Raw genomic sequence first — 18,459 nt, 5'->3', positions numbered from 1 at the left:
ATTATCAAGACTAAAGGATATTTATGGTAATAAAATACATCAAATATTTAAAACTATAACTGCTGACAATGGCAAAGAATTTAGTGATTTAGAAACTGTTGTTAAAGAATGGGGAACAGAAGTATACTTTGCTCATCCCTATTCCTCTTGGGAAAGAGGTACTAATGAACGCCAAATGGTCTTATACGCCGCTTTATTCCTAAAGGTAAAAAAATCAAAGATCTATCAATAGATACAATTGAAAGAGTTCAAAATTGGATTAATCATCTTCCACGCAAATTATTGAGCTATAAAACACCTGAGGAATGCTTCTATGAGGAATTAGTTAAAATTTCTTAAGCCCATATTTTATCTATTGTAGAGCTCACTTGTGATTTATCAAGGGTAAAGACTTCGCCTGCTCCGCAGCCCTTGACAAATCCCTACATTCGCTCAATTTTAGTAATTAGGATGGGCTTAAGGTTAAGTATGGGCTACCTTAACCCTATTCAACACGATTTTTCATTAAGTGTTGCATTTAATATTGCAATTTAAGTGTTAATGTTAGATTAAAAGAGGCTAGTGATCTTATAAAGCTATTAGATACAATACCAAGAGTAGGCCCCAAAGCAGCTCAAGATATCTTAGCAGAGATAGGTACAACTATGGAACAATTTCCTTCGGCTTCCCATCTGGCAGCGTGGGCAGGGGTTGTTCCAGGCAATGATGAGAGTGCCGGTAAAAAAAAGAAGTAAATCTCGCAGTGGTAATTCATCATTAAAGCGTACCCTTATTGAAGCAGCCCGAGCTGCAGCTCATACTAAGAACACCTATCTATCAGCAAAATACCGTAGAATTGCTGCAAGGCGTGGTGGCAACCGTGCAGCATTAGCCTTAGCCCACACAATATTAATAATCACATATAACATTATTAAAAATAAAATACCGTACCAGGACCTTGGCCCAGACTACTTTAATAAATTAAATGAATCAGCTATAGTTAAACGTTCAACTAAGTTCTTAAACTCTCTAGGGTATAAAGTTGTAAAAGAATAAATAGTATTATTAAATTGTAGTAGCCATAGGTGTCATAAATTTATATATGACACTTCTAGGAGGGTGTTTTTTGTCCTTTTAGGCTACACTGGGTATAGTTTTCAGAGTAGCACAACGAGTTAAATTATAATATATCGCTAAAGAATCCGATTTCAGGCCTTTCCAAAGTCCCCACTATCATTTTTCTATCCAGCAAAACATTAAATTCCTCACAGCTTGTTTCAGATACAAGAGTGCATGCATGACATGCTGCAAGATTTAATGAATCTCGACCCTGTCCCCTGCTTTCCATGCATACAGGGTCAACAGAACACCATCTGGCTCTTTGTACGGAATTGTATATGATTTTCGGCAATGTGTCCGGAAGCCCCTGCCTTACAAGTCCACCAAGCGTACCCTCAGCATCTCCACTTGCTGTGTAAATAAATATTCCCGACATCTGGTATTCGTCGTCCGGATCATTGCAGTATATCCTCTCCCTTAGTGAAGCAGAGGAATAACCACACTCAAAGCTAAGTTCACGTATAAGAAGGTGAGCGAGTGTATGGAGTAGAATAAACTTTGCCGATATTTCTCTTTTTGTATAACCTCTCTGGCTTGATATTATTTCATATTGTTTATTTAATATCTGAGCACTTTTGCCTATCTCTTCGTTTCCATTACACCATGTGTCAATCATTTTATTATCGAGTTCGATGAATATTCCCTCTCCTCTCACTTCATATGCTGGATACCAGTTTGTATCTTCTTCCTTAACGCTGATAAATCTAACTTTTCTGCTCATTTCAAAATCGTTTCCTATAAAGTTCTGATCAGGTGGGCTAAGCCTCGTGAATCCAGTTAAAACTCTGACTTCCCTCATCTTATGGACAAGTACAACTTTGCTTAAATGAGGCATATTATATTTATCTATATCCATTTCTTCAATCTTGAAGTCCCTGCTATCCAGAATTTCCATTGGGGTATCTCCTGTAAGCGCCCTGTATTCTTCTTCTTTATACTTGTTTTTTGAAATTCTTGTTTGTTTGTTTTCTGATCCATTATTCAATATTTTTCTTTCAATAATCTTTCGAATAGATTCGGCTGGCTTTCTAAGTTCATTTGCAATATTTTCTACATGCTCGTTAAGATCTTCCTTTATGAATTCATCCTTTCTTCCCCTTGATACAGCCTTATTATAATCCCGAATAAAGAACTCAAATTCCTTGCTGTTCTCAATCTCCACATTCAAATCATCCGAATATGGCGGAATTACTATTGAACTTTCTATCTTGGGGAAATACACATTAGATGCACCCCTCTGGACTGTCCTTGGATAGAGATTACATGATTCCTTTTTTCCCTTCCAAGGCATTTTTCCCTTACACTTGAACAGCTCGTCATAATCACTGTTAATCTTAACAGCTTTTTCTTCCACTTTTTCAAAAATATCTTCCGAAAAGGAGTTTGCCATTGTTGTCTTTGCACCGCACTTACACTCTATTTTAATACCCTCAAGGCCTGAAGAAGCTGAACCTGTTTTAATCTTTAACTGAGGATTTGAACATATATTCTTTTTATCCTGTATATGAACCCATTCAACCCAAGGAAAATCCTGTATATGCCCATGCTCACATACTGTAATAATTCTTGCAGGCACCAGTTGCGGATGTCCCTTACATTCAAGACATTTTGGTACCTTCATATCATCAGAAGATTTATTGTTTCTTGGTTTGTATTTTTGCTTGTATTCCCTTTCCCATTCGTCTATTGGCTTGAACCTTCTGCATGCTGGACAAAAGTACCATTCAGGAAACCTTACAAAAGGCAGTCCAACTTCATATTCATCAACCGATAATGGCATTCTGAATTCATTTACCCCAAGTATCTTTTCAAGACGTTCGTCATGTATCGATCTACCTTTTCCCCAGAATTCAGGTGCAGCTGCCATAAGCGTCTGATCTATAAAATCAACCATTGCACCTGTGCCAAATGTTGTTATTGCCTGTCCTGCTCTTAAATTATGTGTTTTGTTATATAAATCGATATATCTCATTTATCATCATCTCCGAATACAATTATATGTACCCCACTCTCAAAGTCAACATTTCTCATTGACTGAAGTGTTTCAAATGCAGTATCTCCATCCTTTTTCCCAAATGGTTTTATAAGATGCTTTCTATCCTTTTTTGAATAAGTAAGAAACTCTCCTTCTGAAAGGCTGTCTATCTTTTCTATCCATCTGTACCAGAAGCTCCTTATTTCATTCTTAACATCGTCAATCTGTGATTCATCTATTACTTTAACTCTTTCAACAATATAATCCTCAATTTCTTTTGTAATCTCCATGTCTTCCCTGAAGTCTGTTGCCATTTCTTCGGAATTTAACCCTCCAATGTGCCTTACCATGCTTATTAGCAGTGCATGAAGGGCTCTGTCCCTTGCCGGGCCTGAGAATGGTGTAACACTTGTCGGCTCAACAAACTTGTAGAAGGATTGGTGGTAGGAATAGAACTGCTCATAGTGGGACCTGTCCCTGCTCTTTGCTGAATCATAAAGCGTAAATACCAGTCCCGGGAATGTTCTCCCAACTCTACTGGAAGCCTGTATATACTCTGATGTAAGCTTTGGCTGTCCAAGAATAAGCATAAGGTTAAGCCTTGATACATCTACACCTACTGATATCATATTTGTTGCAAGCAGAACATTAACAGGATAGTTTTTATTTTCAATATTCTCTCTGCAGTAGGCTGTTTCAAGCCTGTCCAATGTCTTTGTTATAAGCCCTGACGGTATTCTGCTTGTAAGTTCATCGGCCTCCATAATCACTCTTAGTGCTTTCTTATCGGCAAGCCTGTTGGCAAGCCTTCTCATAAAGTCCTTTACGTCATCATCCACAAGAGTTGAACACTTTCCAAGTTCACGAAGACTGTTGAAATATCCTACAAGAGTCCAGTATTTATCCTTAACTTCATCGTGAATATTCATCATGCTTATTTTCTGAAGCAAAGTTGCCATAAGTCTGATTTCAACCGTTGTTAAAGTTTTTCCTGATGGCATAATGCCCACATAAAGTCTTCCTGGATTTTTATCATCAACCTTTATTTCTCTTGTAAAAAATGAATCATCTGCTGAAAGCCCGGGAGCCGGGAATTGCATTACTTGGCGGACATAAAGATTCCGGCACTGTTCTTCAGCTCTTCTTATGGTCGCTGTTGATGCTATAATTTTAGGCTTAATACCTTTCACACTACACATTTTATCAATAGCTGTTTCGTATAGTCCTACTATAGTTCCAAGTGGCCCGGATATAAGATGAAGCTCATCCTGTATAATAAGCTCCGGAGACTTTGTATTATTTCCATGGTCAAGAGCAAACAGTCTTGACACTTCCTCTTCCCATGTTATCATTGCAAATTTATCAACGGTACCAAAGAGCAGAGTTGGTGGATTTTTATAAATCACTTCATCAACAACTTTAACTGGAAGACCTGCATTAAATTCACAATCTTCATCGGGGCAGAATAGCATTCTGTTTGGCATAGTACTGTAGCCCCATTCTCCCTTAATTTCTCCATCTACAATTTCCTTCACAAGCTTTGTTCCACACCATGGACACTTTAATAGCTGAAACTTGTTACACTTTTCCTTGGTACTTTCAAGCATCTCCTTCCTTGTGCATTTGTAAAGTTCGTTTATTAGTTCCTTTGCCTCTTGTATCTTGTTTGGAGTAGACTCACTGCCAATCCATAACCCTATAGTTATTGGTTCCTTTCCTAGTTTGTACTTACCTTCTCTCCTTATCAGCTCGCAGGCACATATTAATATACTTGATCTTATAAACTGCTGTGCTGCAAGAAGTCTTAGAGTATATCTCATTAGTATGGTCGTCCCTCCACCATCTACCGGATCCTTAAGCCTTCTCAGAAAAATAGTAAAGGCAGTAAGCCCAAGGTATGCCTCTGTTTTTCCACCACCAGTTGGTACCCATATCAAGTCAACTATATCCCTGTCAAAAGAAGTCGGATCATCAATTGACTTGATACACATCAGCAGAAATGCTAACTGAAACGGCCTCCAGCTTGCATCACTGTCAGGCACTAACTTATAGTCAATTTCTTTAAGTTCTGATTCTCCTGGATATCTTTCACAGCTTTGTATCTTGGAGTGTACTCTCTGCATAAGCATAGCTCTATTTGCAAGTAAAAAAGCCTTAAACACATTTTCGTTCTCCTCCAAAGCATCCACTCCGCAGTACATCCTTTTTAAAGCTATTCTGCATTTTTCTATATGCCTTTTTGCAGCAGCATGAAATTTCTCTTCAAGCTGCTGCATCTCTTTTTCGAGTCCAATTATCCAATTTTCATAAGCATTCACGAATTGCCTTAGGAGGCTAATTATATCTTCCTTCCCATACTTCGAGAAGTCCGAAAGATTCTTCATTGGCAATACTCTTTCAGATATCTCCGAAATCTCTTCAATGTTGAAGTTAAGCTTTGGTACTTCAAAGTAAGGCATAAAATCGGATACTATTTTTCCTTTTCTACTTATTTCATCAACATCATAAACAGCCGAAACACCATGCCCTATAGCATAGGTCTTCTTATGCCTGTACAGGAGGTCCAAGGACTGTTCTTCATCGTACCCTCTATCCTCCTTTTTCTCAAGATATGGATTTTCCATGTATTCAACAAATGACATACCCGGATTATTATTAGTTTCAATACTTATTTCTGGCTGGAAGAATGTATTCCTATATGAGGGCTTACCTTCATTTGTATTTACAAGAATAATTGTAAGGCTTATTATTCCATCACTGTACTGTCTTCTAAATGCACATAGCTCAAGATTCGAATCATCAAATATTTTCTTCCTGTAAATATTTGACCCATGTTCGAATGTTACAGTCACTTGTGCTTGTTTTGGAACCCTTACAAATGCTTCCTTACGGAACTTTGCATTCGAATCACTGCACTGGGCACTGAGCTTGTACAAAGCATTTTCAAATTCATCACTTGATACTGCCCCTTCTGCCTTTAACCGGTTAATATCGCTTGTATTTAAAACCTTCTTAAGCTTAAGTTTTCCACCTTCTTCATATATAAATTCACTTAATAAAGGATCATCCAGTTTTCTTTTATCCAAATTATCACATGCAACGCATGCATCCTTAAAAGTGCTCAATCTATACTCTGCATATTTTACTCCAACAACAATACTATCACTTATTCCCTTTGCAAAGAAAGTTAAACCCATCGAAGAAGGCAGAAACTGATTTGCCATGTTTATTTGCTCATCTATTTCCTTATTTCTTTCATCTCTTACAATGGTTGTTACTTTCTTTTCAAATTTCTCAATTTCTTCCGTTTCATGTAATTCCGATTCTTCTCTAGGAATTTCCCCATTTTCCTCCTGTGTATTTATTAATTCGTCGTTTTCCTGATTCTGAACATTCTTTTGGGGATAAAGTATTCCTACATTATATCTTTGCAAAGGAGATTCGGTTATAATCTCATGTTCTATATCAGGACCTATATCTTCAGACCCTGGTCCAATAATTTCCGCTCTAATCCCCTTTAAAATCTGTTCCCTCGCATTTATAAAATCCTGTATAGTTACATCTCTGCTCATTTAAACCCTCCCAAGCTACATTTCTATGAGTTTGTTTGCCATATAGGCAGGAATCTCTTTTTCAAGCTCAAAGATACTTTCAACTTGAACAATCTGGGCAAGCTCTGACAGCTCGCCCACAATCTCCCTGATTATTCTAAATTCCGAATTGTCTTCCGCGTTAACACCTACAACTGATTTTATTATGCTACTAGCAAGGTATTTTTTAAGTCTTGTATGCAACTTTCTTATTATGGAGCAGGCTTCATGAATTTTAACCCAGTTTTTAATCATAAAGCTGTCATTTGTTATGGAAGCAAGTGCTTTATATACATTCTTCTCCAAAGGCCCTATTATTTTATTACTTCTAATCCAAGTTGCAATGGTCGCAGCATCTCTTGAACAGTTATATGCCGCAAGCTGCCTTGAAATGTATTCTTCATTAAATCCGGTGCTTTCAAGGTAATCCCTGAGTTTTTCCTTCCATATCCTGCTCAAATACAAAATATTGTCATATTTGTCCTTAAAATCCCTATTCATCATAAGCCTGTCAATAATATCAAGTATTATATCTTTCTCCATATCATGTTCATTACGAACAAAAACAAGTTCATCTCCTGGTTTCAGATCCTCTACGTTTTTTTCTATTATATTTTCGCTATCTCTATCAATCACATTTGGTTTAAAATACCTTGTAAAATATGCTCTTTCACCAGTTTCAAATACCGCACATCTTATGCATTTAATCCTTGATACATTTCTTTCCTGCTCAAATTCGTATATGGTTTCACTCCTGATTATGCTATCAATAATCGATTCAAGCTCGACAAGTTCATTCACCTCATTTTCAGTTTCTTTATCTAGAACAATATCAGGTTCATATGTTACAGCTGTTTCCTCATATTTAACCAGTGAGTTGACTTTTTCAATTTCTTTTATCAGTTTATCATTCATCTTTCTTGCCCATAAGAAATGTTTTGCCTCTATAGGGTAGGCCAGATATTTCTCATTCATAGCATAGCAGTTATTAAAAGCATTAAATTTTTTGTCATCATATACGCCTACCAGTAAAATTTCATCATAAAAGGCATCCTTTGTATATTTTGATACCGGCAGAATTTTTATGTTATGTTGAAGTCCTTTTTCTCTAAAGCACACATAAATCGCCTCTGCATAATATGCCTTTGGAACCAGCACAAGATGTGATTTATACTGTATTGCTCTTATCTCCTTTATAAATTCAGCCCATTTAGGATTGAAATCCTGTATCTGTTCACGTATATATTCAAGTTTACTTAGAATAAAATCCACCTTTGACTTATAGTTGCTTGTCCAAGTATATTCCAAAAGTCTTCCAGCAAGTATCCTTAGCTCGGCTAGCGCTCTTCGTGGATGCAATGCAACAAGTTTCTTTTCATCTATGGCCTTCTCTAGATATTTAAGCGGAACAGGCAGCTTTTCAAAAATTGATAATAGACCATAGGATATTTTTATAAACTGATTTTTATCATCACTATCCGCATTAGTTTTAGCCAGCTCATTTAAAGTCTTCCTAATGTCCCTAATTGTGCCTGAAATCTTTTCATCGTCATCAACTCTTAAAAGATCAACATTCCTGTTTAGAAAGTAGTTTATTACCTTTTTCTGTTCTATGATATAAGCTGATGTGGTATTCCTTATGTCTAAATAGTTACTAAGGTTTATGTTACTTAAAAGAGCTTCCTCGCTCCATGCGAAAACATTATATTTTTCCTCACCACCAAGCATGTACTGTATAGATGAAACATTACTCCAGTCAAGTATAATTATTACATTATCTACTGATTTTCTCTTTAAAATCCACTCCAGATCCGAAAGATTATTTTTATAAATATCTTCACCCAAAATAATAAGATTTTTTATATCTTTATTTACTTGAATTATATCCCTTGCCGTTGAAATTTTCGATGTGAATTTTAAAATGGGCTCACTGTTAATAGCATTACCTCTAAAGTTATCCATCCTTTCTACACTGCCGTAATATGCACAAGGAAACAATGATGTAAACTCATAGGAATTCTCATCATCTGATACTCTAATGTTTTTAACCATTTCATATATGATGTTCTTTGGAGCTACAATTAATGTTGAATATTTTATTATACTCGACATAGTTGTTATATCAATATCAAAAATTTCTGATATAATGTTCTTGGTTACATTACGCCTTGTGCTTTTCTTAACAGGGTATTTACTCAGTGTTTTCGCATTTCCATTATACTTCCTTAATTTATAACTAAATTTAAGAGGAAGCCTGCTTGTCAAGTCACTGTACTGCAGAATAATTTTGTCATCTTCTATTCCTACAAACTTGGCCCTTGCCCCTTCGATTTCGATAACATCACCTTCACTAATGAAGTTTAGAAGATGATTGTTCGGGTCTCTCATGTTTTTAAGGTATTGTACTATTGCACTCACAATGATTGACAGTATAAACAATACATTACCACCTAGATGTATAAAAACATTCCTACTTTTTTCCTGATTAATAATATCATTCAGTATATTTATATTAAATTTATCATATTCACCGAATGTAAGTTGCTCATTTTTTATGGAAAACTTTAGTTTTTTTAAATATTCTTTTATAACTATTTTTTCCACCTGAAAGCTCACTAAACCACCTTCTCCCATTAATAATGTTAGCTTGCCTAATTTCTCTCTAACAAAAGACTGCTTCTTGATTATTTTTTTCATCAAAAAGAATAATCTTAACTATATTGTAATACTTGGAAATTAATATTTCACTATATGTTTTTTACAAATATGCTATATTCATGTGTAAAATTTAATATTTCTACCATAAGAAGCAAGTAATAACTTGTTCCATAATGCTAATATGTTGGTATAATCCAAGATTGATTAAAAAGGATAATTTGTGTTAATGTTTATCTTTCTCCCCTATTTATTTAAAGTATTCAGTCACACAAAATACGCTAAAGTATTTATGAATTAATATCTACTAATTATTCTTTTATGCTCTCCAAAAACAACCTTTCTTTAAACTTACCTCGTTTCTCTCTCTTCTCCAGCCTAATCCTCTCAGCTTCTCAACACTGCTTCCCTTGGCCTTCACAATCGCATGCACAACCTCAACCAAATCCGCCAATTCCTCTATACTTCCCGACTCATAATACTCCTTAAGTTCCTCCATCAGCTTCTCATTGAGCTTCTCCAAATACTCATCATCGTTAAGCCTTCTAACTTCGCACTTTTTCCCTGATACTTCGATTATCTCTGATATCCTGTCCCTTATCAGCTTGTTGTATATAATCATAAATATCACTCCTTACTTATCCCTCGTAATGTACTAACTGGGGCTTCAACCTTCTTACTCCTCCCTTTGGATTTTCAACATCTCCCTTATACCTTGGAATTAAGTGAACATGCAGGTGGAATATCGTCTGACCTCCATCATAGCCAATGTTTACACCTACGTTATAACCCGTTGGTTTGTATTCATTATCAATAATAACCTTGCATTTGTGCAGCAAATCATATATGGCCGATATTTCTTCCTGAGCTGCATCAAAAAAGCTATCAAAATGCCTCTTAGGTATTACAAGTACATGTCCCTCATTCACCGGAAAGGCATCATATATGGCAAAGGCAAGTTCATTTTCCGCTATTATCTTGTCTTTTTCATTTTTATATATGTTGCAAAACAAACAATCACCCATTATATCATCCTCCTACTTCTGAAATATTTTCCTTCCATAATACTCCTCAAGCTTCTTATCACACCATTCCACAATCCATTCCTTCTCTTCCATACTCAACTTCTTCCATATATGCCTGTTAAATTCCACATACTCAAGGTCCTTGCTTCTCTTCATAAATCTCATATCCTCAAAACGCTTAAAAGGATTGGAGAATATATTCCTTTCAACTTCCTTCTCAGTGTAACCTTCCCTGCAGAATATGCTGTTTGGCTTTTCAACAGGCAGCCCCTTCTTTTTTCTATCCTCATAAAAGGTAATAAAATAGTCAACTATATCATCCACTGCTACCTTACCGTCCTCTCTGGCATATTTAAGCATTGCCTTAAGAAGGACCGGCTTATATGAGTAGGACATATCCATTGTTTTAACCATATCCATAAACTTATCCTTCATGTTGGCAGGGGTTATAAGATCCCATCCGAATTCCACAGCATACTTTTTAACGGTTTCCTCTTTGAAATACTTAAAGCTTCTACTTCCCATTGGAACTTCAAAATCCGGAATTATCTTTCCTTCCCTTATATACCTTTCTATCGTTTCACTCTGTGCATCCACCATTTTTACAAATTCAATCTGGGAAATTAAATCTTTAACCTCATCCTGCCAGTTGAAAAGATCTATGGGTTCATAATCTGCCGCGTATACTGGAAAGTCAAGGTATACCTCTGGCTTCTCTCCTTTGAACAGTAAATCCTTTTCTAGTTTTCTTAAATTTTCAGGTGCCAGCACATATTCTCCCGGCCTGTATTTGTCTATGTTAAACACCCTGTGGAGTGACAATGGCATATTAAATAAGTTTGCATTATCTATAAAGTCAAACACCATTAGGTATTCCTTACCCTCACTCTTTCTCATTCCCCTTCCAAGCTGCTGGAGATATATGGTCTTTGACATTGTTGGCCTTGCCATGAAAAGCACCTGTGTTTTAGGACTATCCCAGCCTTCGTTTAGAAGGTCGCAGGCACAGAGGACGTTAATATCTCCATTTTCATATTCCTCAAGTATCCGTTCCCTCTCCCTTGCCTTTGTCAAACCTGAAACTGCTTCAGCTTTAATCCCTGCATCCTTAAATAATCCTGCTATCTCCTCAGCATGCTTTACAGATGCGCAGAATATTACGGTCTTTTTGTTCTTTACATAATCAAGGTAAGTGTCCAGTATAACCCTGTTTCTCTCAGGCACAAATAGCTTGCTTTCAAGGTCCCGGGCGTCATACTTTATACCGTTTATTCTAACCTCGGACAAATCCACATTTGTCTTTATTCTTATGCCCCTTACGGGTACAAGTTCCCCAAGTTCCACCGCTGTTTTAAGGTCAAGCTTATGAGCAACATTTTTAAACAACTCAAGTATATTCTCCCCATCCATCCTTTCTGGGGTTGCAGTAAGTCCAAGTGTAAAATCAGGTTTAAAATAGCTTAAAATCCTTTTATAGGTATCGGCTGTTCCGTGGTGAGCTTCATCTATAATAATGTATCCAAAATCATCGGGTTTAAAAGAATCAAGATTTAGAGAGATGCTTTGAACACTTCCACAAACAACGTATGCATCCTTATCCTTATGCTCTGAAACGAAAAGCCCTGTATCCACCCTGTCCCATATTTTCTCGAAGGTTTCCTTAGCTTGGACTACAAGTTCCTTTGTATGGGCGAGGAAAAGAGTCCTTTTACCTACTTTCTTTGCATCAGATACGGCGGTTACCGTCTTTCCCGTTCCTGTTGCGTGGTATAAAAGTGCTATGGTTTCACCCTTTTTCCTCATTTCATCAAGGTTTTTAAGGGCAGTTTCCTGATGATCCTTGAGATTAAAAATCTTTCCCCTTTGAGATGGCAGGAAATCCTCCATCTCCTTAAAAGCAGGAAACTCACCAAGGAAGGTTTTAAGCTCATCTTTGACCTTCTCTCTCTGCTCCTTAAGCTGATTGTACACCCATCTATATACCTTCCAGTTATTATATACAAGGCTGTTCTGCTTTAAGAGATCATCATAATATTTGTTTGAAGAAACCTTCTCTGGATTATGATAGGTTTCCCCGTCTATTTCAATTGCTACCCTTTCATACATACTTTCAAGAGCAAAGTCTATAAATCTGTGCCTTCCGTAGATATCAACAAATGGATACTGTATAAAAAGATATTTTGTCTTTTCAGGGCCAAACACCTCCGAAAACAATTCTATAAACAAATCTTCAGCGGTGCTGCCAAGTCTTATAGTTTCTGTTTCCTTTTCAGTTCTCCTTTTCATCTGAAGGCCTCCTATGGTGTTGTATTTAATAATGTTTCTTACAAGCCCGTTACAAATAATATTCTAAACAAAAACTGAAAATCCTACCTGTTTTTATATTATTTTATGAATCTATATATTTATAAACTTTGATACTCACGCTGCAAGTAAACCTGTATAACTCCTTATGACATTGCAGGCTGAATTAAGCGATTATGCAGTGTTTTCATTTACAGTAGATAAAACCGAGACAAGTAAAGACGTATTGAACTATAAACGAAATAGACATCCCTTATATATAATGCTCTTTTCATGACTGCATTAGAAAACCTCACCTAAATATCAGGATTTTTATTTTGAAAGGGGATTATCTTAAAAATGAAAAGGGGCAGATAATAGCTTTTCCTATTACAAAAAAGCCTTTATCTGTCCCCAATTTTCTAATAAAAACTCAATATCACAATTCCCACTTATCAAGCCGTATAAGCCGAACCTTCCCGTTCTTTGAGAAGAATTTTATTCCTTTACTATCCTTATCAGGATATATTCTTGAGGTGAAGACCTCCTCGCCGTCGTTTATAAATATTTCAAGGGAAGAAGTATCCATAAAAATATTAAACTTAATCTTTCTAGCATCCCTCAAAGTGCAGCGCCTTATTCCACCATAGCCCTTTCCGCTCTTATTCCTGTCAAGCTTTAGCTTTCCTTCCGATGCATCGTATGAAATAATAGTTTTTTCGTTTCCATCCTCAGAACACCTAAGCATAATACCAAATTCCAAGGAATCAAACAACTCAAATTCAGCTATAAGTTCAAGCACATCCCCCTCGACTTTTTCCAGTTCTATTTCATCATTATCAATTAGTATATCACTATAGGCTACATGATTTTTCCTCAAAAGTTTCATTTCCTCAACAGGACTTTGATATATTTTATTATCCCTAAGTTCTAGAACCCTGGGAATCGTTAATGCATGTATCCATCCATTCTCTACAGTTGGGTGATCTTCCTCTTCGGGTAGTCCCATCCATGCCACCAGGAGCCTTCTACCTTTGCTGTCCAGGGTTGTTTGAGGTGCGTAAAATTCAAATCCCCTATCAAGCTCAATGAAGTCTCCATGCTTGAGTCTTCCTGTTTTATAATCAAGTTTTCCTACGAAATATCCTGCTTGATAAATATTGTTATATAGGTCTCCTACGGGCTCTATACCTTGGGGACAAGTTATAAGTACATCCTTGCCATTTAGATTAAAAATGTCAGGGCACTCCCACATATATCCCAGATAGCCTGTGGAATCTATATTTGATCCCGCAGCTTCCCCAATAAAACTCCACTCGGTAAGGTCCCTTGACTTAAATATAAGAGCCCTTCCTTCAAGTTTTTCATTCTGTGCACCTATTACCATATACCAGTCCTGTCCGTTCCTCCAAACCTTAGGGTCCCTGAAATGTCTGGTATATCCTAAAGGCTGGTTGTGAATCACAGGATTGCCTTCATATTTTCTGAAATTGATTCCATCCTCTGAAAGTGCAAGGCATTGATAGGTTTCCCTGTTTCCTTCACTATCCTTCACGTTTCCTGTATAAATCAGGGTTAATGTGCCATTGTTATTTATTGCACTCCCAGAATAACACCCATGGGTTTCATACCACATAGATGGAGCAAGGGCGATGGGAAGTTCCTCCCAATTTACAAGGTCTCTACTTTTTACGTGTCCCCAGAACTTTAGTCCATGCTTCGTATCAAAGGGGTGAAACTGATAAAACAGATGATATTCCCCGTTCATTTCAATGAATCCATTTGGGTCATTCAAAAGCCCTGCAGGAGGCATAATATGATATTTAAGTCTATAATAATCACTGTTTACTTTATCCTTATTTTTTTCTATACATTCATAGGCTCTATTTAAAAGCTCTTCAGTTTTATCCATAGGCTTAACTCCCTTATTTATATTTTTCCACCTCTTCCAGGGTTGGAAGTGAGGATATTGCTCCAAGTCTTGTACACACTATTGCACCCACTTTATTTGCAAAGGAGGTGATATTCCTTATGTTTTCAAAGTCAGAAACTAGGTTTTCGAGATTATTAAGAGCTGCTGCCTTGTAAAGAAAGGCACCAACAAAGGCATCACCAGCCCCTGTGGAATCTATTGATTTTATTTCAATGCTTGGAACCACAGCAGACTCAACTCCATTTGATACAAAGGTACCTTCCTTGCCAAGGGTTACAGCGACAATTTTGGCTCCGAGTTTATGAAACTCATGTACGCCATCCTTAATATTATCCTTACCGGAAATTATTTTAATCTCTTCATCGCTCACCTTCACAAAGTCTGCATATCCTATGCATTCCTTAGAAGCAGATATGAATTCATCAAGTCTTCCCTTCCACAAATCCACCCTGTAGTTAGGATCAAAGGATATAAAAATGCCATTATCCTTTGCTGTATTAATTGCTTTCATATAGGTTTCCTTAAGCCTTCCTCCAAGTAGGGCAGTGGCAGAGCCAAAATGTACTATTTTAGATGAAAGTAATTTTTCATTATCAAGTTCCTCAAAGCTTAAATGCTCATCTGCACCCCTGTTAAATACAAAGTCCCTCTCTCCATCAGATTTTAATGATACAAAGGCAAGGGTAGTGCTTTTGCTATTGTCAAAGACTAGCATAGAAGTATTAACTCCTGCAGCTTCAAGGGTGTCCCTTAAGAAAAGTCCAAAGGGATCCATTCCTACCTTTCCAGCAAAGTATGCATTGCCGCCAAGCTTTGAAATTGCTGCAGAAACATTAGCAGGGGCTCCCCCAGCCTTTTTAACAAAATTCACTCCTTCAGAGAGGGTTGTATTTATATCAGAACAAATGAAATCTATAAGTAATTCTCCTATGCATAAAATATACTGTGACATATTTACCTCCGTAATAAATCTTTTAATATTGAGAAAAAGAGGAGTTGCTCCTCTTTTCATTATACCTTAAAATTCTACAGATATGATTTCGTCCTTAAAATCCACAAAATCTTTTTTTAGTTCTTTTATATTCTTACATTTGTCTGTATTAGTTATAATTATCGGAGTTATAGTGGATTTAGCTCTTTCATTAATAAGGTTTAAATCTACCTCGAGAAGCTTATCCCCGGCATTTACCCTATCTCCTGTATTTACAAAGGACTTGAAGCCTTCTCCGTTCATCTTTACAGTATCTATCCCCACATGAATCAATACTTCGATCCCTGAATCGCTGACAACTGCAACTGCATGCTTTGTTTCAAACATATGGGCAACTGTTCCATCAACGGGGGATACTACAACGCCATCCTCAGGAATTATAGCTATTCCCTTACCAATAATTCCTTCTGCAAAGGTTTGGTCAGGTACTTCATTAAGAGATACTGCCTTTCCTTTCATTGGGGAGAGAAGTATTTCAGCTTCGCCATTAAAGGAGACAGTTTCTTCTGCAGCATCTTCCTTTACTTCATATAATTCTTCCTCAATATCATCCTTAAAACCAAGTATTAATGTTACTATAAAGGCTCCACCAAAGGCTATCACTATACCGATTATATAGTTGAGCATTGACTTCTGAGGAACAATCGCAATTCCAGGAATACCTGTAACCCCTACCGCAGTCATGGCAACCCTGGTGAGAACTACATATCCACCACCAAGGGCTCCTCCTATGGCAGCAGCAATAAAAGGCCTTATGAGTCTTAGGTTTACACCAAATATGGCAGCTTCAGTTATACCAAGGAGTGATGAAAGTGCAGCGGGTGGAGCTATAGATTTTATCTTCTTATTTTGGGTTTTGAAGTATACTGCAAGGGCAGCACCTCCCTGTGCTACGTTAGCCATTGACCATATTGGAAGGAGGAAATTTACACCTATAGATGGGTTTGCAAGAAGCCCTGCCTCAATGGCATGGAAGCTGTGGTGAATACCTGTAATAACTATTGATGAGTATAGTCCACCAAATACAATTCCTGCAAATGCCCCAGCTGTGTTGTAAAAGCTTTGTAGTCCTATTGAAATTGCATCTCCAATTATTCTTCCTGCAGGCCCTATAACAAGGAGTGAAACAAAACCTGAAAGCATGAGAGTCAAGAATGGAGTTAAAATTATATCGAGAACATTTGGAACAACCTTCCTAAGCCCTCTTTCAATATATCCCATTACCCATACAGCAATAAGAATAGGTAATACTGTACCCTGATATCCAATCATTCCAACATTTAATCCAAATACTGAAATTGTATTTTTTACTCCCTGACCTAACGTCCATGCGTTTTGAAGGTCAGGGTGAATTAAAATTCCACCTAATACCGCAGCAAGGAAGGGGTTTGCACCAAATTCCCTAGCAGCACTGAAGGCTATTAAAACAGGAAGAAATATAAATGCAGCATTGGAGAACATGTTTAGAAGTTTAAATAATCCGCTATCCCCCTGAACCCATCCAAAGGTTTTGCTCATTCCAAGAAGTCCCATTAAAAGTCCACTTGCCACGATAGCGGGGATTATCGGAACGAATATATTTGATAGCATCCTAGCAAATCTTTGAACAGGATTCATCTTCTTCATAGCTGCTTTTTTAGCATCGCTAAGGGAAGACCTGGATATATTTGTACCGCTAATCATAGCTTCATATACCTTGTTAACAGCTCCCTGACCGATGATAATCTGGAACTGTCCTGAGCTTGAAAAGGCTCCCTTAACCTCGTCCATTTTTTCAAGTTCTTTTTGCTTAACTTTATTTTCATCCTTTAATATCATTCTAAGCCTTGTGGCGCAGTGTGTTGCACTTTCAATGTTTTCTTCTCCACCAACAAGTTCTAGAATTCTTTTGGCTACCTTCATGTAATCCATAATAATTCCTCCTTTATTATAAATTATAAAAATAAAAACCCAAATCGAGCCCAATGATATCCCATAAATATTCCATAGTACAATGGAACATTTATAAGGCTTACATTTAAAGCTCAATTTAGGTTTTGCCTGCATTACCAGTAACAACCCTTAATTTTTAGTTTTTAAGTATGAAAGGACTTTTTGCAGGTGAAGGGAAAGATATACAATTTCCTCATCACTTACATTATAGTTATAGTCCTTCTCTATATAAGCTTTTATTTTTAGTGCACAGTTATATGCCTTTTGATATTTTTCTTTAATCATAGGAAGAAATTCTGACCCATGGCCATTAAGTTTTTTATTTGATATAGCCCTTTGGGCAAAATACTTAAGGTGTGTTATAAGCCTGTCGTAGGACAAATCATTCTCATCAAATTCTATCATTAGAGAGTATTTAACGATGTCTAATATTTTCTTTACAATAGAAGTAATGCTCATAGTGCTAGGCATCGTCTCACCGATAGAAGCGTTTATGAGGTGAAGGGCTATGAAACCGGCTTCATCCTCTTGAAATCTTACATTAAGCTCCTTTTCAATAAGGTTAAGGGCCCAGAGGCCAACTTCATATTCCTTCCTATATATCCTTTGTATTTCCCAAAGCAGATGATTTTCAATTTTAATACCGGCGTTAGCTCTTTTAATTGCAAAGGCGAGGTGGTCGGTAAGTGCAATATATATGTGGTCGTCAAACTTAGCATTTAACTTTTCCTTGGCATAGCTTATTATCTTTTCTGATACCCTGACATATTCAATAGGAATTTTATCAATAAGCTTTTGAAACTTTTTATTATTGTTTTGGTTTTCAATATTAAATACCTTTTCAATTTTGGATTCGTCAATCTCTTGGCCAACCTTCTTATTAAGTGATGAAATTTTTCATAAAGCTTTCTAATGAGTCTTTTACCTCCGGTAATTTCACCCTCATCTTTATCAGAACAATCTTTTTTAGGTTCTAA

General features: G+C 36.8%; 12 protein-coding genes and 2 pseudogenes. 3 read left to right on the top strand and 11 right to left on the bottom strand.

The features are described from left to right. The 3 genes and pseudogenes from EDD71_RS14060 to EDD71_RS14050 all read left to right on the top strand — a co-directional run. A pseudogene (locus EDD71_RS14060) lies at positions 1 to 339 on the top strand (IS30 family transposase); the annotation flags it as partial. A 230-nt stretch (positions 340 to 569) separates the two neighbouring features. Then, positions 570 to 734 (top strand): transposase, encoded by a 165-nt coding sequence (locus EDD71_RS16165; RefSeq protein WP_133629372.1) that lies wholly within the window; start codon positions 570 to 572, stop codon positions 732 to 734. After that, complete coding sequence (locus tag EDD71_RS14050; protein ID WP_133629371.1) at positions 706 to 1,035, top strand: hypothetical protein; 330 nt, start codon at positions 706 to 708, stop codon at positions 1,033 to 1,035. The genes EDD71_RS16165 and EDD71_RS14050 overlap by 29 nt, the downstream gene beginning before the upstream one ends. 124 nt (positions 1,036 to 1,159) lie before the next feature. Here the strand turns inward: EDD71_RS14050 and drmB are convergent, their stop codons facing one another. The 11 genes and pseudogenes from drmB to EDD71_RS15785 all read right to left on the bottom strand — a co-directional run. After that, the gene (gene drmB, locus EDD71_RS14045; protein WP_133629370.1) at positions 1,160 to 3,070 is read right to left on the bottom strand and encodes a DUF1998 domain-containing protein; all 1,911 of its coding nucleotides are present in this window, start codon (positions 3,068 to 3,070) and stop codon (positions 1,160 to 1,162) included. Then, positions 3,067 to 6,645 (bottom strand): helicase-related protein, encoded by a 3,579-nt coding sequence (locus EDD71_RS14040; protein WP_133629369.1) that lies wholly within the window; start codon positions 6,643 to 6,645, stop codon positions 3,067 to 3,069. The genes drmB and EDD71_RS14040 overlap by 4 nt, the downstream gene beginning before the upstream one ends. 15 nt (positions 6,646 to 6,660) lie before the next feature. Continuing rightward, the gene (locus tag EDD71_RS14035; RefSeq protein WP_243116478.1) at positions 6,661 to 9,297 is read right to left on the bottom strand and encodes a DrmE family protein; all 2,637 of its coding nucleotides are present in this window, start codon (positions 9,295 to 9,297) and stop codon (positions 6,661 to 6,663) included. 340 nt (positions 9,298 to 9,637) lie between these two features. After that, complete coding sequence (locus tag EDD71_RS14030) at positions 9,638 to 9,940, bottom strand: nucleoside triphosphate pyrophosphohydrolase (protein WP_243116476.1); 303 nt, start codon at positions 9,938 to 9,940, stop codon at positions 9,638 to 9,640. Between the two features lie 16 nt (positions 9,941 to 9,956). Beyond that, positions 9,957 to 10,343 carry an HIT family protein gene (locus EDD71_RS14025; RefSeq protein WP_133629367.1) on the bottom strand — a complete coding sequence of 129 codons (387 nt, stop codon included), beginning with the start codon at positions 10,341 to 10,343 and terminating at the stop codon, positions 9,957 to 9,959. 12 nt (positions 10,344 to 10,355) lie between these two features. After that, positions 10,356 to 12,629 carry a DEAD/DEAH box helicase gene (locus EDD71_RS14020; RefSeq protein WP_133629366.1) on the bottom strand — a complete coding sequence of 758 codons (2,274 nt, stop codon included), beginning with the start codon at positions 12,627 to 12,629 and terminating at the stop codon, positions 10,356 to 10,358. Between the two features lie 436 nt (positions 12,630 to 13,065). Beyond that, positions 13,066 to 14,538, bottom strand: coding sequence for a glycoside hydrolase family 32 protein (locus EDD71_RS14015; RefSeq protein ID WP_133629365.1), 1,473 nt, complete (start codon positions 14,536 to 14,538; stop codon positions 13,066 to 13,068). A 13-nt stretch (positions 14,539 to 14,551) separates the two neighbouring features. Next, entirely contained in the window at positions 14,552 to 15,511 is a 960-nt protein-coding gene (locus EDD71_RS14010) for a carbohydrate kinase family protein (RefSeq protein ID WP_133629364.1), read from the bottom strand. Between the two features lie 66 nt (positions 15,512 to 15,577). Further along, entirely contained in the window at positions 15,578 to 17,461 is a 1,884-nt protein-coding gene (locus tag EDD71_RS14005; RefSeq protein WP_133629363.1) for a sucrose-specific PTS transporter subunit IIBC, read from the bottom strand. Positions 17,462 to 17,611: 150 nt separating this feature from the next. Next, positions 17,612 to 18,310: a PRD domain-containing protein gene (locus EDD71_RS16160; protein ID WP_423244839.1), complete on the bottom strand. Its 699-nt coding sequence runs from the start codon at positions 18,308 to 18,310 to the stop codon at positions 17,612 to 17,614. Continuing rightward, positions 18,226 to 18,459 (bottom strand): annotated as a pseudogene (locus EDD71_RS15785) (hypothetical protein); the annotation flags it as partial. The pseudogene EDD71_RS15785 and the gene EDD71_RS16160, both read right to left, overlap by 85 nt.

Source organism: Fonticella tunisiensis, assembly GCF_004364155.1.
GTDB lineage: Bacteria > Bacillota > Clostridia > Clostridiales > Caloramatoraceae > Fonticella > Fonticella tunisiensis.
The sequence above is the reverse complement of the archived record's forward strand: the minus strand, read 5'-3'. Positions and strand labels throughout refer to the sequence as shown.

Bases quoted from the DNA above. Each gene is read 5' to 3' on its own strand.
- EDD71_RS14035 (WP_243116478.1), bottom strand. From the start codon at position 9,297: ATGGGAGAAGGTGGTTTAGTGAGCTTTCAGGTGGAAAAAATAGTTATA.
- EDD71_RS14005 (WP_133629363.1), bottom strand. From the start codon at position 17,461: ATGGATTACATGAAGGTAGCCAAAAGAATTCTAGAACTTGTTGGTGGA.
- EDD71_RS14025 (WP_133629367.1), bottom strand. From the start codon at position 10,343: ATGGGTGATTGTTTGTTTTGCAACATATATAAAAATGAAAAAGACAAG.
- EDD71_RS14040 (WP_133629369.1), bottom strand. From the start codon at position 6,645: ATGAGCAGAGATGTAACTATACAGGATTTTATAAATGCGAGGGAACAG.
- EDD71_RS14030 (WP_243116476.1), bottom strand. From the start codon at position 9,940: ATGATTATATACAACAAGCTGATAAGGGACAGGATATCAGAGATAATC.
- drmB (WP_133629370.1), bottom strand. From the start codon at position 3,070: ATGAGATATATCGATTTATATAACAAAACACATAATTTAAGAGCAGGA.
- EDD71_RS14050 (WP_133629371.1), top strand. From the start codon at position 706: ATGAGAGTGCCGGTAAAAAAAAGAAGTAAATCTCGCAGTGGTAATTCA.
- EDD71_RS14010 (WP_133629364.1), bottom strand. From the start codon at position 15,511: ATGTCACAGTATATTTTATGCATAGGAGAATTACTTATAGATTTCATT.
- EDD71_RS14015 (WP_133629365.1), bottom strand. From the start codon at position 14,538: ATGGATAAAACTGAAGAGCTTTTAAATAGAGCCTATGAATGTATAGAA.
- EDD71_RS14020 (WP_133629366.1), bottom strand. From the start codon at position 12,629: ATGAAAAGGAGAACTGAAAAGGAAACAGAAACTATAAGACTTGGCAGC.